Source organism: Streptomyces sp. NPDC093225 (genome assembly GCF_044753805.1).
Taxonomy (GTDB): Bacteria; Actinomycetota; Actinomycetes; order Streptomycetales; family Streptomycetaceae; genus Streptomyces.
The window spans coordinates 133279-146819 of the sequence record NZ_JBIVNX010000005.1 but is presented as its reverse complement, the minus strand read 5'-3'; the positions used below and the strand labels follow the sequence as shown (position 1 = coordinate 146819).

Here is a 13541-nt window from a genome sequence, read left to right as displayed (position 1 = left end):
TGACGGGACGGCCCGCGCGGGACCGGGTCTCGGACCGGTTCTCAGGGCCGGCGGACGTGGACCTCGGGGAAGGACGTCGAGGGGCCGTCCAGCACCGGCCGGGCGATCCCCTTCAGGTGCCGGTCGAAGAAGGCGGCCACGTAGGTGCGGGTGAGCCGCTCCGAGCGCTGCGGGCCGATGTCGTCCGGGAACGGGATGCCGGCCAGGTCGGCCAGGAGCGGCCCGTCGGTGAACGTGAGGTGGTTGGCGCCGGTCACCGTCAGCCAGCGCTTCCAACCGTCCAGGCGCGACCAGGCCCGCTTCCAGGACGCGTCCTCGGCCGAGTCCTGCTGACCGAAGAGCAGGAACGGGCGGCCGTCCAGCCCGTCGCGCGGGACCGGGACGAAGAAGCCGCCGTCCATGTTCACGCCGGCCCGGATCCGTCGGTCGGTGGCCATGCTCGCGGCCGCCGCGGTCCCGCCGAGGGAGTGGCCCGCCATACCGATGCGGCTCCGGTCGATCAGGTCGGCACGCTTCCAGTCCGCGCGGCGGCCCGTCAGCCGGTCGAGGACGAAGCGGACGTCCTTGGCGCGGCTGCGGGCGACGACGTCCGGGGTGCGGCCGGGGCCCTCCTCGCAGATCGCACAGGGCAGCGTCGTGCCGTCGGGGAAGGTGGTGCCGGTGTTCTCGTAGGTGTGGTCGACCAGCGCGACGACGTAGCCGCGGCTGGTCAGGTCCTCGGCGAGGCCGGTCAGGGTGGCCCGGGGCAGGGTGAACCCGGGCGAGAGCACCACCAGCGGGAAGCGTCCGTGGAGGGGCCGGGCCGCGGTGCGCGACCAGGTCCGGATGCCGCTGATCCGGCTGGGCGGGGTGGTGGAGCCGGGTGCCTTGCCCTCGAGCATCGACCGGGCCTCGGCCTCGGTCATGTACGCGGCCGGACTGCCGGTGCCGGGACGGGCCGGGTAGTACATCGACACCATCAGCCGGCGCGGACCGGCGGCCGGCACCCAGGGGTCGGTCCGGTGCCGGTCGGTCAGTTCGACTACGTCGCGGCCGACGGCGAACGGGCCGGTGGGGCGGGGCAGTCGGGCGGCGGCGGTGTAGGGAGCGCCGTCCGGGGCCGCGGTGCGGACGGCGGCCGCGGTGACTGCCGCCCCGGTGACGGGGGCGTCCGCGGCGAGGGCCGGGACGGCACCGGCGGCGGGGAGCAGCAGGGCCAGCGCGGTCGCGGTGACCAGGACGGTACGTCGGATCTTCTGCATGACGGGGACGCTAGGCGGAGGACGACGGCGGGGGCATCGTCGTCGAGGGGGACACCGCCTCGTCCGCTGTGCTGACACCAGATCATCTTCCGGTCTGAGACGGGGTGTTCACGGTCGCACCCCGACCGCCCGCCGCGGTCGCGCCGGCGCCCCGGCCGCACCGGGTCCCCCCGCGATCCGCACCCTTGACCGATTCCGCCGACACCTGATCAGATCATTTCGCACCGCGAACGTTCGCGACGTGCGAGGAACACGAGACGACGGGGGATGGGGAGCATGCGGGTCAAGGCGTTCGACCACCTGGTGCTGAACGTGCAGGACGTGGAGAAGTCGCTGGAGTTCTACACCGGGCCGCTCGGCCTGGAGGGGGTCCGGGTCGAGGAGTGGCGGGCGGGGAAGGTCCCGTTCCCGTCGGTGCGGGTCAACGGGGCCACGATCATCGACCTGTTCAGCCGGCCGCGCGGCGAGTCCAACGTGGACCACATCTGCCTCACGGTGGACCCGCTGGACTGGCAGGAGGTCATCGACTCGGGGGCCTTCACCGTGCTGGAGGGCCCGGTGCCGCGCTACGGTGCCCGGGGCAGCGCGCAGTCGATCTACGTGCGCGACCCGGACGGCAACACGGTCGAGCTGCGCTGGTACCCGGAGGACGCCGAGTAGCGGACCGCCCGGTCAGCGCACCACGAGGTCCGCGTGGCGGCGGGTCGCGGCGATCAGGCGGGCGTTGGCCTCGTCGGAACGGGAGACCCACGCCGCGGCCTCGTCCGGGCTGCGGCCGTGCCGGACGTGCCGGGCCACCAGTCGCTCGACCCGGACGCAGTCGTCGGGGGCCAGGTACCAGGTCTCGTCGAGCAGGGGGCGGACGTGCCGCCACTCCCCCGCCCCGTACAGCAGGTAGTTCCCCTCGGTGATCACCAGCGGTACGTCCGGGCCGACGGCGATGCTCCCGGCGACGGGCTCCTCCAGCGCACGGTCGAAGGCCGGCGCGTACACCGGTGCGGCGGAGTCCGGCGCGCACGCGGGTACGGCGGAGTCCGACGGGTACGGCGGTGCGGCGGGCTCGCGCAGGCGGCGCAGCAGGGCCGCGTACCCGGCGGCGTCGAACGTGTCGGGCGCGCCCTTGCGGTCGGCGCGGCCGAGCCGGACCAGCTCCGCCCGGGCGAGGTGGAAGCCGTCCATGGGCACGACCACGGCCAGCCCGGGGCCCAGTGCCCCGGCGAGGCGGGCGGCCAGCGTGGACTTGCCGGCGCCCGGCGGGCCCACGATGCCGAGGACGCGACGGCCCCCCGCGGTCGCCAGTGCGCGGGCCCGGGCCACCAGGTCTGGTATGTCCATGCCCCCATCATCCGGTACCGGCGGTCAGCTCGTCCGGTACCCGTGGTCGGGGCCGGTCAGTCGGGGAGGGGGCGGGCCTGGACGCCCGCCGCCGGGCTCTGGTGGCCGCCCGACGCCAGCATGCGCACCTCCGGGCGGTCGCCGATGACGGCGATCTCGGCGCGCACGATGCCGGTGGGGTCCTGGTAGACCGGGTGGCCGCCCGGGCCCTTGAGCTCGGTCCGGGTGACGACCACGATGTCCTCGCCCGCGTCGTCCCCGTCAGGAAAGATCAGTTCGTACCGCTGCACCGTCATCCGCTGCCTCCCGTCCAGACGATCGTGCGCCGCCGGTGCCGGGGCCGCCACACGCGGCGGCTCCCCGGTGCCCGGCCGCCCGTCCCGGTGCGGCCGAGCCCGACCGGGTGACCTGGGCGCCTGTCGGCGGGGGCGCGCGGACCGCGCCCGTCCGCCGTCCGGGTGAGCACGGCGTACGGGGCGGGTCCGGCAGGCGGGCGGACGACCGTGCGGCGGGGGGCCGGTCGACCGGCGCGGGCCGACCCGGTCGACCGGTCGGGGCGGCCCGGTGGGACGGTCGGTCGGGGCGGCGCGGTCAACCGGTCGGTGCGGCCCGGTGGCACGGTCGGGCCGGCCCGGTCGACCGGTCGGGCCGGCTCAGTCGACCGGTGCCGGTGGGCGCGGGGCGGGCGGCCGGTGGTGGGGCGGGTAGTCGGGGGTCGCCGGAGCCGTCGGCAGCCGCCAGTTCGCCAGCACCCGCACCACCGTGGCCGGGCTGAGCAGGGTCTGCGGCGGGGCGGTCAGCGACAGGACCCCGAAGAACCGGCCGGCGATCTCGGGGTCGCGGTTGGCGCCGGCCGTCACGCGCGCCATGTAGCGCTGCATGACCTTGGTGGCGCGGTCCGGCGGCGGCCCCTCCGTCTCCGGATAGCGCAGGTCCTCGCTCGTGGCGATCTGCCACGGCACCTCCGCCGTGGCCGCGATCGCGCGCTGGATCCGCCCGGCGGCGGCCGGGACCTCCCGTACGGGGAGCCCGCGCAGGGCGGCGCCGAGGGCCTCGGCGGCGGTGGCGGCCACGGTCATGCCGTGGCCGTAGACGGGGTTGAAGCGGCAGGCGGCGTCGCCGAGGACGACGAACCCGTCGGGCTGCCGGTCGAGCCGCTCGTAGTGGCGCCACTCGTTGGCGGTGGCGCGGAAGGCGGTGGCCGAGGACAGGGGCTTCGCCTCGCGCAGCGCCTCGTACAGGGCGGCGCTGCGCAGGCTCCGGGCGTAGTCCAGGAACGCGCCGTCGGCCGTCGGCGGGGCGTGCCGGCCGTTGCCGATGAGGGTGGCCATCCAGCGCCCGCCCTCCAGCGGCAGCAGCACTCCGCCGCGCGGGGTGTCCGGCCGGCCCTGGATGTACATGCCCTGCCAGCCGCGGCCGGTCTCGGACAGGCCTTCGTAGCACCGGCTGGAGTAGGCGAGGTGCGAGTCGTAGCGGGTGACCGCGGGGGCGGGGTGGCCCAGGGCGGCGAGCCAGTCGGGCGCGCGCGAGGTGCGGCCGCTGGCGTCGGCCACGAAGTGGGCGCGCAGCTCGGCCGGCACGTCCGGGGCGCCGCGGCGGGCGCGCAGCGTCACCCCCCGTACGGCGCGGCCGTCCGGGGTGGCGAGCAGGCCGGTGGCCTCGGCTCCGGCCAGCAGCCGGACCCGGCCGTCCCGCAGGACGGCGCGGCGCACGGTCCAGTCGAGCAGTTCGCGGCTGCCGCTGAGCACGGTCGCGCCGGGGACCGGTGCGAACCAGTCGGCGGGGCTCAGCCACAGGAAGTCGCGCGGGGTCTGGAGTTCCCGGGCGCCGGCCGCCTCGAGCTCCGCTCGGATGCCGGGCAGCAGCGACTCGAGCAGGTGGATGCCGCGGGACCACAGGACGTGGCAGTGGCGGGACTGCGGGACGCCGGGGCGGAAGCCGGGTGCCTCGCCGTCGAGGGGGTCGCGCTCGACCAGGGTGACGTGCGGGAAGCGCTCCGCGAGCACGCGGGCGGCCAGCAGGCCGGCCATGCCCGCGCCGAGCACGACGGCGTGGTCGGCGGCCCGGTCGGCGGCGCCGGCACCGGCCGCAGGCTGCTGCCCGGCGCTAGGGACGGGCCCGGGCGCGGGCTCCGTGCCTCCGCCGCCGTTCATGGCGTTGATCGTGGTCATGGCGGCGAGTCTCCAGTCCGCCGCGAACGGCCTGCCAGTGCGCACGCCGGAGCACGCAGGGCGCCCGGAGGCGGACCGGGGGCGCTCCGGGGGCGGACGGGGGAACGGGCGGGGGCACCGGCCACGGGTCGGGCCGGCGGCTGCCGCCGTGTGACGGACGCCGGCCAGCGCGACGCCGGCCACCGGGACCCCGGCCGCGACGCCGGCCACCCGGGCGTCGGCCGCCCGCGCCGGGCAGCCGACCCGCCACCGGTCCGTACGACGACACCGCCCGCCCCCGTGGTGCGGGGCGGGCGGTGTCGTGGTCGGCCGGGCGGTTCGCCCCGGCCGGCCGGGGGTCAGGCGGACTTGGCGGCGCCGGCGGTCTCCGGCTCGGCGGTCGGCTCCGCGTCGGCGGTGGTCTCGGCGTCCGCGGCCCCGGCGGGGGCCGGCCCGCTCGTGGCGGCCGGGGCGCCGGCGACGGTCGCGGTGGCCGCGTGGCGGGCGCGCAGGCCCACCCCGCCGATGACGGCGACCAGGCCGAAGGCCACGGCGGCGACGACGAAGGTCAGGGTGAAGCCGGACTCCTGGGGCAGCGGGGGCACGCCCGCGGGCAGGTGCTCGATCGTCTTGGAGGCCAGGATCGTGGTGACCACGGCGCTGCCGATCGCGCTGCCGGTGGAGCGGGAGATGGAGTTGATCCCGTTGGCGATGCCGCTCTGGTGGGGCGGGACGCTCGACATGATCACCGCGGGCATGGCGGCGTAGCCGAAGCTCACGGCCGCACCGGTGATCACGCCGGCGCCGATCACCGAGAAGGTGTGGCCGTGGTCCAGGGCGAGCCAGGCGAAGCCGGCGGCGCCGAGGGCGGCGGCCAGGCCGAGCGCGGCGCGCGGGCCGCGGTGGCGGACCAGCTGGCCGCCGATGGGCGAGGCGAGCAGCGAGACGATCGCGCCGGGGAGCAGGAACTCGACCGAGGCGCGCAGGATCGAGGCGTCGAAGCCGTAGCCGGTGAGGGCCTCGGGCATCTGGACGAGGTAGGAGATGCCGAGGAAGTTCGCGAACATGCCGAAGCCGACGAGGATGCCGGCCAGGTTGGCCATGAGCACCGGGCGGTGGACGAACATGCGCATGTCGACGAGCGGCTCGCGGACCTTGAGCTCGGTGAACACCCACAGGCCGGCCATGACGACGGCGCCGGCGAAGCTGCCGAGGGTGCGGCCGGAGGACCAGCCCCACTCGTGGCCCTGGGAGATGCCGAGCAGGAGCAGCAGCAGCGTGAGGCCGAGGGTCAGGGCGCCGAGGACGTCGGTGCGGCCGCCGGTCTTGGTGCGGGTGGCCGGAACGAGGAACAGGACGGCGAGCAGCGCGAGCACGGCGAAGCCGGTGGCCATCCAGAAGGCGTTGCGGTAGTCGGCGTCGGAGCCGGAGGTGAGCAGGCCGGTGGCGACCAGCGCCAGGCCGCTGCCGAACGCGAGGGTGCCGCTGACCAGCGCCATGGCGCCGGGGAGCTTCTGCGGGCGGACCTCCTCGCGCAGCACCGAGAGGGCGAGCGGGAAGATCGCGGTGGCGGCGCCCTGGAGCACGCGGCCCACGAGGAGGAGCGGGAGGGAGTTCGCGACGGCGGCGAGCACCGAGCCGAGGACCATCACGCCGAGGACGCCGACGAGGGTGGGCTTCTTGCCGTGCTGGTCGCCGAAGCGGCCGAGGAGCGGGGTGAACACGGCGGCCGACAGGAGGGTGGCGGTGGTCACCCAGCTGACGTTGGCCGTCGTCGTGCCCAGGTCGGCGCGGATCAGACCGAGGATCGGCACCGGCAGGGTCTGCATCATCGAGACGACCATGGCGGCGAGGCTCAGCGCGAAGACGATGACCGTCTCGTTGCGGCGCCCGGCGGTGCCGGTCTGCGCGGCGGTGGCGCCGCGGTCGGTGGCGGCCGTTGCGGCGGCGGCCGAGGGGGCGGGGTGACTCATGGGAGGCATGACCTTCTCGATTGCGGTGCCGGGGCGCGGGGCGGGCCCGCGGTCTTCCGGCTACTTGCTTCACGACAGATATGTTTCATCGCTTTAAGTACTTCACGAAGGTAGGCGAGGTTAGTTCACTTAGTCAAGTAAATGGTTCAGGGCTTGAAGGTTCCTTGACCTTCCCTGGGGAACGACCCCGCACACCCACCCCACTCGGGCGGTCCCGGGACCGCCGATGGCGGGAAACGCGCTGGTACGAAGCGGTTGCTCTGGCCCGCGCAGCGGAGTGGCGTCACGCCGGGCGGCCGGCCCGACCGTCCAATGAGCGCCTCATACGCCCCGACGTCCGAGGAGGCTCACCCATGGGGTCGTACGGTCAACCGCAGGTCAGCAGGCGCAGGCTGCTCACCGGTGCGCTGGGGTTCGGGGTGGCGGTCACCGCCGCTCCGGCGGCCCTGGCGGCCGCGCCGCCCGGCGACGCGGGCGTACGGAGCGGCGTACGGGAGGCCGGGCGCGCCGCGGCGCCACCGGCGGGCGGGTGGGTGCCCGGCGCCCCGCCGGAGATCCACGACTGCGAGGCCTGGGGAGCGCGCGAGTCGGCCGAGCCGGTCACGATCCTGTCCGCTCCCCCGCAGCGGATCGTCGTCCACCACACCTCGACGTCGAACGTGACCGACTACTCCAAGGAGCGCGCGTTCGCCCTCTCCCGCGCGATCCAGAACTACCACATGGACACCCAGGGCTGGATCGACACCGGCCAGCACTTCACGATCAGCCGGGGGGCGTTCGTCACCGAGGGGCGGCACCGCAGCCTGGGCGAACTGGAGGACGGGGAGCGGCAGGTGCGGGCGGCCCACTGCGTGGGACAGAACAGCACGGCCATCGGCATCGAGAACGAGGGCACGTACATGACGGTCTCGCCCCCGGCCGCGCAGTACCGGACCCTGACCGAGCTGTGCGCCTACATCTGCTCGCAGTACGGCATCGCCCCGTCCGAGATCTACGGCCACCGGGACTTCAACAGCACCGACTGCCCCGGCGACAAGCTGTACGCGATGCTGCCGAAGCTCCGGCAGGACGTCGCCGACGCGCTCGGCCAGCCCCTGGGCGAACCGCTGGTCCAACTGGCATGGCCCGAGCTGACCCCCTGGATCGGGCGACCCGAGTACCCGCCGACGGAGGCCGTCGAGCGGGAGCTGACCCGGCAGTTCATCCGGCCCCTGAGCGGGCTCGCACCGCACCCCGCCCCGTAGGGGAGGCCCGCCCCGCACGGGGCCGGCGCGATCGCCAACAGCCGCTGTCGGCGCGGCTGTTGGCACACCAAGTGGACCGCTCGCGTCAACCCCCCGGCCCCCTTGTGACTTGACGCGTACACCCCAACAATGCGCATGACAATCGAAGGATCTTCGGTTGCACCGCCATCAGAGGGGAACCCCCACATGAACAAGCCTCTCGCCAGCGCGCTGCTCTCCCTGCTCCTCGTGGGAGCGGCCGGCGCCCCGGCCATGGCCTCCGTACCCCGGGACCAGGCCCCGCAGGCCGGGCGGACGGCCACGACCGCCACCGCCACCGCCACCAAGGCCGCGGCCGTGCGCGCGGTCGACTTCGCGGGCACCGTCTCGCTCAGCAACTGCTCCGGCTCGCTGGTCCGCACCCCGAACTCGCTGGCCTCCGACCCCGCGCTCGTGCTCTCCAACGGCCACTGCCTGGAGACCGGCATGCCCGGCGCCGGTCAGGTCGTCGTGAACCGTTCGTCCAGCCGGTCGTTCGGCCTGCTCAACTCGGCCGGCACCCGGGTCGCGACGCTGCGCGCCAACAAGATCTCGTACGGCACGATGACCGACACGGACATCTCGATCTACCAGCTGACCAAGACGTACGCCCAGATCCAGAGCCAGTACGGGATCGGCGCCCTCACCCTCAACGACGCGCACCCCGTGCAGGGCACCGCCATCAAGGTGGTCTCGGGCTACTGGAAGCGCATCTACAGCTGCAACGCCGACGGGTTCGTCTACCGCCTGAAGGAGGGCGACTGGACCTGGAAGGACTCGCTGCGCTACACCTCCGCCTGCAACACCATCGGCGGCACGTCCGGCTCCCCCGTCGTCGACACCGCCACCGGCAAGGTGGTGGCCGTCAACAACACGGGCAACGAGGACGGCCAGCGGTGCACGGTCAACAACCCGTGCGAGGTGGACGAGAACGGCGTGGTGACGGTGCGTCAGGGCATCAACTACGCCCAGCAGACGTACATCATCGTGCCCTGCATCGGCGCGGGCAGCCAGATCGACCTGACCCGCCCGGGCTGCACGCTCCCGCGCCCGTAGTGCCCTGAGCGCGTGGCGGCCGGGGCCCGCGGGATCCCCGGCCGCCACGCACTCGGCGCGCGACCCCGGCTCCGGCATGCCTACGCTGGTGGGTGGATTTCTGACCCCTGCGGGAGGAGGACCGCCGTGAGCTGCTGGAACAGGCGATCGCGCCGCACCTTGGCGGCCTTGGCGACAACCGGCCTGCTGATCGCGCCCCTGTCGGCGCAGGCGGCGTACGCGGCGGATACCCCGTCCCCTTCGACATCGGCTTCCCAGAACGCCGACGACACCGGATTCCCCCAGCTCACCCCGGAGGTCGCGCGCAAGCTCGACCGGGTCCTGCGGGAGACGATGCGCACGACCAAGGTGCCCGGTGCGATCGTGGGCCTCTGGGCCCCCGGCAAGGGCAGCTACGTCAAGACCTTCGGCTTCTCCAACGTCCCGCCCCCCTCGGGCCGGACACCGGGAGCGGCCCCGGCGGCGACCCCTGAGCCGATGTCGACCGACTTCTACTCGCGCATCGGCAGCCTGACGAAGACCTTCACCGTCACCGCGCTGCTGGAGCTGGTGGACCAGGGCAAGATCTCGCTCGACGACCCGATCTCGAAGTACTACACGGACCTGCCGGCCGGCTCCAAGACCACCATGGCCGACCTGGAGAAGATCACGATCCGGGACCTCGCGGGCATGCGCAGCGGCCTCTACAGCTACTCGTTCGACCCGGGCTTCCAGCAGGCCTTCTTCACGAACCCTGACCGCCCGTTCACCCCGCAGGAGCTCCTGGACTACGCCTGGAAGCACCCGGTCATGTCCCCGCCGAACAAGGAGTTCTTCTACAGCAACACCAACCTCATCCTGCTGGGCCTGGTGGTCGAGAAGCTCACCGGCCGGCCGCTGCAGGACGTCATCAAGGACGACGTCACCGACCCGGCGGGCATGAACCGCACCATCTTCCCGACCGACGCCGCCTTCCCCTCGCCGCACCCGCAGGGCTACACGAACCAGACCCTGAGCGGCCAGGTCGAGGACTCGACCGACTGGAACCCCTCCTGGGGCTGGGCGGCCGGCGCGATGATCTCCACCCTCGACGACCTGCACACCTGGGCCAAGGTGATGGCCACGGGCGTCCTGCCCAACGGCAACCGCCTGATCAGCAAGGAGACGCAGAAGCAGCGGCTCACCTTCCCGCCCACGACCATCCCCGGCGCGGGCTACGGACTGGGCATCTTCAACGTCCAGGGCTGGATCGGGCACAACGGCTCGCTGCCCGGCTACGAGGCCCTCTCGATGTACCTGCCGGAGGCGGACGCCACGCTGGTGGTGCTCCTCAACACCGACATCCTGGTGGACGGCGTCCAGGAGCCGAGCACGCTCTTCGGCCAGGCGATCACGCAGGTCGTGACGCCGGACCACGTCTACTTCCTCCCGGCCGGCAACGCCGCCAGCGCCTCGGCCAGCCCGACCACGCCGAAGTCGCCGGGCCCCCGATAGCCCGACCCGCTCCCCCCACCGCCCTCGGCCCCCGGCCGGGGGCGGTGCAACGCCCCGCGCCCGGACCGCCCGGAGGGGGGACGGGCGGTACGGGCGCGGGGTGGGGCGCCGGGTGGCGCCGGGGACCGGGGCGGGACGCGTGGGGGGTCGCGTCGTCCTCCCCGGAGTGCGGGTCAGCGGGCGGCGAAGGCCTTCGTGAAGGCCAGCGGCGACTGGAGGATCGACGAACAGGTCGGGTCGGCCGAGTTCTTGGCGCCGCCCGGGCACTGCTTGTCGCGGGCGCCGGACCACATCGCGAGCCAGCCCAGGCCCCTGGAGCGGGCGAACTTCGCCAGCTGGGTGGCGTCCTCGACCGTGAAGACCTCGCTCGCGACGTCGTTCACGCCGATCATCGGGGTCACCGCGACCGTCTTCCACGCCGCCGCGTCCGACAGCCCCAGCACACCCTTGATCTGGGCCTGGGTGGCCGTGGCGGCCTGGATCGCGTAGCCGCCCATGTCCCCGCTGTACGCCGGGCCGTAGTCCATCGCCATGATGTTGACGGCGTCGATGTCCACGCCGTTGCGCTTGGCGTTCGCCAGCAGGTCGATGCCCGGCTGGGTCAGCCCCTCGGGCATGACCGGCAGGGTGAAGGAGACCTTGAGGCCGGGGTGCTTGCGCTGGAGCTGGGCGATGGCCTGGGCGCGCCGGGTGTTGGCCGCGGTGTCCGGGAGCGCGGCGCCCTCGATGTCGAAGTCGGCCTTGGTGAGGCGGTAGGTGTCGACGACCTTGCCGTACGCGGCGGCGACGTCCGCGGCGGAGGAGCAGGCCAGGGCCAGTTCGGAGCCGGCCGCGCCGCCGAACGAGACGCGCACGTCGCCGCCCTTGGCGCGCAGGGCCGGTATCTGGGAGGCCACGCGGTCGTCGCCGAGGGCGCTGACGCCGCCCCACAGCGGGTTGCAGCCGCCGCCGGAGGTGACGAAGGCGAGGTTGAACTCCTTGACGCCGGTCGCCGCCGCGGTGCCGACCAGGTCGAAGGCCGGGTAGAGGGAGGTGTCCACGTACGGCGCGAAGGCGGCGTTCGTGCCGCCGCCGGGCGGCACGGTCGAGGTGGAGGTGGGCCGCGGGGTGGCGGTGGGCTTGGCGGTGGCCGTCGGCTTGCCGGTGGGGCGCGTGGTCGCCGTCGGGGTGGGCTTGGCGGTGGGCCGGGTGGTCGGGCGGCCGGTGGGCTGCGGGGTGGTGCCCGAATCGGCCGAGCAGCGCTCCTTGTTGATGAGGCACCCCGTCGGGTTGCCGGGGCCGCTCGCGGCCGAGGTGACGAAGCCGACCGTGGCGGTGGCGCCGGGGGCCAGTCCCGCCGTGTCCCAGCGGGGCGGCCGGACGGTGACGTGGCGGCCGCTGACGGTCTGCTCCCCGTTCCAGAGGGAGGCCAGGGAGGTGCCGGCGGGCAGGTCGAACTCCAGGGTCCAGTCCTTCAGCGGCTTGTCGCCGTTGTTGGTGACGGCGTACTGGCCGGTGTAGCCGGTGGTCCAGCTGCTGGACCGGGTGAAGGTCGCGCCGACCGAGGCGGCGTTCGCGGTGCCCGTGAGGACGATCGCGGTGCCGCCGACGGCGGCCACGACCGCGAGGGCGCCGGCCGCCTTGGCCTTGCCGCTCGCCTTGCGGCGGTGTGAGTTCGGAGCCATGAGTGCCTGCCTCTGCTGCGGTGCGGTGGTGGGGACAGGAGCAGCACGCTAGCGGCGCGGAATCCGGCAAAACGGTCGTACAGCTGCACCGGCCGGGATCTTGAGGCTGGCTTAAGGTGGGCATCGGGGCGGATTAACCGCCGGTCGCGCGGGGTGCGTTGGCCGTCGCACGGCGTGCGTGACCCGTCGTGCGGGGGTGCGTTTCCCCGTGCGGGAGGGGCGCCCCGTTCGGCTCCGTCGTCCGCCCCCGGAAAACGCCAGTCCCGCCTCCGAACGGCTCGTGGCCGCAGGGGCGGGACGGGTTGGCACGTGGTGGGGTGCCCGGGGCGGCCCCGGGTTCGGGGCCCGCGTGCGAGCGGCGCCGGGAATCAGCCGCGGGCGGCCCGGTCACCCCGGCGCCGGCGCCAGGCGGCGCCCGCGGCGGCACCGATCAGGGCGGCGACGACCACCCCCGCGGTGGTCCACCAGGCGGCGCCCCGGCCGGAGTCGGCCTCGGCGTCGGCGTCCGTGTCGGCACCGGTCCGCGAGGTGCGGGCCGCGGTGGCGGGCACCTGCGGCGTGGACGCGGCGGGCGAGGCCGCGGAGCCCGTCGCGGGCGGCACGCCCGGGCCGCCGGCGGCGCCGGTCGACGTGCCCGCGGAAGCACCGGCGGATGCGGCGGCGGTCGCGCCCGCCGAAGGGCGGGTCACCGCGGTCGTGTCGACGACCGGGACGTCGACCCGACCGGCCGCGCGGCCGAGGGCCGGGAATCCCGCCTCGACCGTGACCTGCCACGTGCCGGGCGGCAGCGTCTCGGCGGTGGTCCAGCCGGCGGGCGTGCCCGCGTCGCGGACCAGCTTCCAGGGGCCCGCGGTGCGCGAGCCGTCGGGGCTGGTGGCGAACACGGTGGCGGCCACCTCCTCGTCGAGGGCGTCGCCGTCGTTCTCCCACGTGACGGTGGTGGTCACGTGGCCCTGGCGCTGACCGGTGAGCGTGATCTTCAGGGTGTCGCCGTGGGCGTGCGCGGGACCGGCCCCGAGGATCAGGGCGAGGAACAGCGCCACGACCACGGTCAGGGACGGTCCGGGCGTCGGGAGGACGCTCCCGCCGCGGACGGGGCCCGTGGAGGCGGCGGACGGAGCGGAAACGGTTCTTCGGATGCGCATGGGTGTCGCTGTCCTCTCCGGGATGGAACTCCGGCGTGGCCGGACCGCGGGCCCGGCCCGAGGGGCCGGGGGCACGCGGCCCGGGGCGAATGAGGGGTTGCGCGGTGGGCGGCCGCCCCCCGACGGCCGCCCACCGCCGCTCCCGCCCGATCGCCGCGGGTCCGGCCCGGGGGGGGTGGGGGGCGGGGCCTGCGGGCACGCGGCCATTCGGTGGGTGCACGGCAGGGCCGGGCGGGCGGCGA

Annotated in this window: 11 protein-coding genes; 4 read left to right on the top strand and 7 right to left on the bottom strand. The window is 74.7% G+C overall.

Annotation, left to right across the window (positions count from 1 at the left end):
- Positions 1-41 precede the first annotated feature (41 nt).
- On the bottom strand, positions 42-1241 hold the full coding sequence (locus ACIQCH_RS07550) for an alpha/beta hydrolase family protein (protein WP_402578964.1): 1200 nt from the start codon (positions 1239-1241) through the stop codon (positions 42-44).
- A 276-nt stretch (positions 1242-1517) separates the two neighbouring features.
- Here ACIQCH_RS07550 and ACIQCH_RS07545 point away from each other — a divergent pair, with 276 nt between their 5' ends.
- Positions 1518-1901, top strand: a complete 384-nt coding sequence (locus ACIQCH_RS07545) for a VOC family protein (protein WP_402578962.1) — start codon at positions 1518-1520, stop codon at positions 1899-1901.
- Positions 1902-1913: 12 nt separating this feature from the next.
- Here ACIQCH_RS07545 and ACIQCH_RS07540 read toward each other — a convergent pair whose 3' ends face one another.
- From ACIQCH_RS07540 to ACIQCH_RS07525, 4 genes are all read right to left on the bottom strand, one after another.
- Complete coding sequence (locus ACIQCH_RS07540) at positions 1914-2576, bottom strand: nucleoside/nucleotide kinase family protein (protein WP_402578960.1); 663 nt, start codon at positions 2574-2576, stop codon at positions 1914-1916.
- A gap of 56 nt (positions 2577-2632) precedes the next feature.
- Positions 2633-2872 carry a DUF6296 family protein gene (locus ACIQCH_RS07535; protein ID WP_402578958.1) on the bottom strand — a complete coding sequence of 80 codons (240 nt, stop codon included), beginning with the start codon at positions 2870-2872 and terminating at the stop codon, positions 2633-2635.
- A gap of 357 nt (positions 2873-3229) precedes the next feature.
- Entirely contained in the window at positions 3230-4747 is a 1518-nt protein-coding gene (locus tag ACIQCH_RS07530; RefSeq protein WP_402578956.1) for an NAD(P)/FAD-dependent oxidoreductase, read from the bottom strand.
- 338 nt (positions 4748-5085) lie between these two features.
- Positions 5086-6699, bottom strand: a complete 1614-nt coding sequence (locus tag ACIQCH_RS07525) for an MFS transporter (protein WP_402578954.1) — start codon at positions 6697-6699, stop codon at positions 5086-5088.
- A 353-nt stretch (positions 6700-7052) separates the two neighbouring features.
- Between ACIQCH_RS07525 and ACIQCH_RS07520 the strand changes: the two genes are divergently transcribed.
- The 3 genes from ACIQCH_RS07520 to ACIQCH_RS07510 all read left to right on the top strand — a co-directional run bounded on the left by ACIQCH_RS07520 (position 7053) and on the right by ACIQCH_RS07510 (position 10490).
- The gene (locus ACIQCH_RS07520; protein WP_402578952.1) at positions 7053-7943 is read left to right on the top strand and encodes a peptidoglycan recognition family protein; all 891 of its coding nucleotides are present in this window, start codon (positions 7053-7055) and stop codon (positions 7941-7943) included.
- A 186-nt stretch (positions 7944-8129) separates the two neighbouring features.
- Positions 8130-9017 (top strand): serine protease, encoded by an 888-nt coding sequence (locus tag ACIQCH_RS07515; RefSeq protein ID WP_402578950.1) that lies wholly within the window; start codon positions 8130-8132, stop codon positions 9015-9017.
- Positions 9018-9185: 168 nt separating this feature from the next.
- The gene (locus tag ACIQCH_RS07510; protein ID WP_402578948.1) at positions 9186-10490 is read left to right on the top strand and encodes a serine hydrolase domain-containing protein; all 1305 of its coding nucleotides are present in this window, start codon (positions 9186-9188) and stop codon (positions 10488-10490) included.
- A gap of 173 nt (positions 10491-10663) precedes the next feature.
- On the opposite strand, the gene ACIQCH_RS07505 is transcribed toward ACIQCH_RS07510, so the two are convergent.
- Both ACIQCH_RS07505 and ACIQCH_RS07500 read right to left on the bottom strand, forming a co-directional pair.
- Positions 10664-12154: a cellulose binding domain-containing protein gene (locus tag ACIQCH_RS07505; RefSeq protein WP_402578946.1), complete on the bottom strand. Its 1491-nt coding sequence runs from the start codon at positions 12152-12154 to the stop codon at positions 10664-10666.
- A gap of 368 nt (positions 12155-12522) precedes the next feature.
- Complete coding sequence (locus ACIQCH_RS07500) at positions 12523-13299, bottom strand: hypothetical protein (RefSeq protein WP_402578944.1); 777 nt, start codon at positions 13297-13299, stop codon at positions 12523-12525.
- Positions 13300-13541 lie beyond the last annotated feature (242 nt).

Coding starts and splice junctions, on each gene's coding strand:
- ACIQCH_RS07550 (WP_402578964.1), bottom strand. CDS start 1,241: ATGCAGAAGATCCGACGTACCGTCCTGGTCACCGCGACCGCGCTGGCC.
- ACIQCH_RS07545 (WP_402578962.1), top strand. CDS start 1,518: ATGCGGGTCAAGGCGTTCGACCACCTGGTGCTGAACGTGCAGGACGTG.
- ACIQCH_RS07540 (WP_402578960.1), bottom strand. CDS start 2,576: ATGGACATACCAGACCTGGTGGCCCGGGCCCGCGCACTGGCGACCGCG.
- ACIQCH_RS07535 (WP_402578958.1), bottom strand. CDS start 2,872: ATGACGGTGCAGCGGTACGAACTGATCTTTCCTGACGGGGACGACGCG.
- ACIQCH_RS07530 (WP_402578956.1), bottom strand. CDS start 4,747: ATGACCACGATCAACGCCATGAACGGCGGCGGAGGCACGGAGCCCGCG.
- ACIQCH_RS07525 (WP_402578954.1), bottom strand. CDS start 6,699: ATGAGTCACCCCGCCCCCTCGGCCGCCGCCGCAACGGCCGCCACCGAC.
- ACIQCH_RS07520 (WP_402578952.1), top strand. CDS start 7,053: ATGGGGTCGTACGGTCAACCGCAGGTCAGCAGGCGCAGGCTGCTCACC.
- ACIQCH_RS07515 (WP_402578950.1), top strand. CDS start 8,130: ATGAACAAGCCTCTCGCCAGCGCGCTGCTCTCCCTGCTCCTCGTGGGA.
- ACIQCH_RS07505 (WP_402578946.1), bottom strand. CDS start 12,154: ATGGCTCCGAACTCACACCGCCGCAAGGCGAGCGGCAAGGCCAAGGCG.
- ACIQCH_RS07500 (WP_402578944.1), bottom strand. CDS start 13,299: ATGCGCATCCGAAGAACCGTTTCCGCTCCGTCCGCCGCCTCCACGGGC.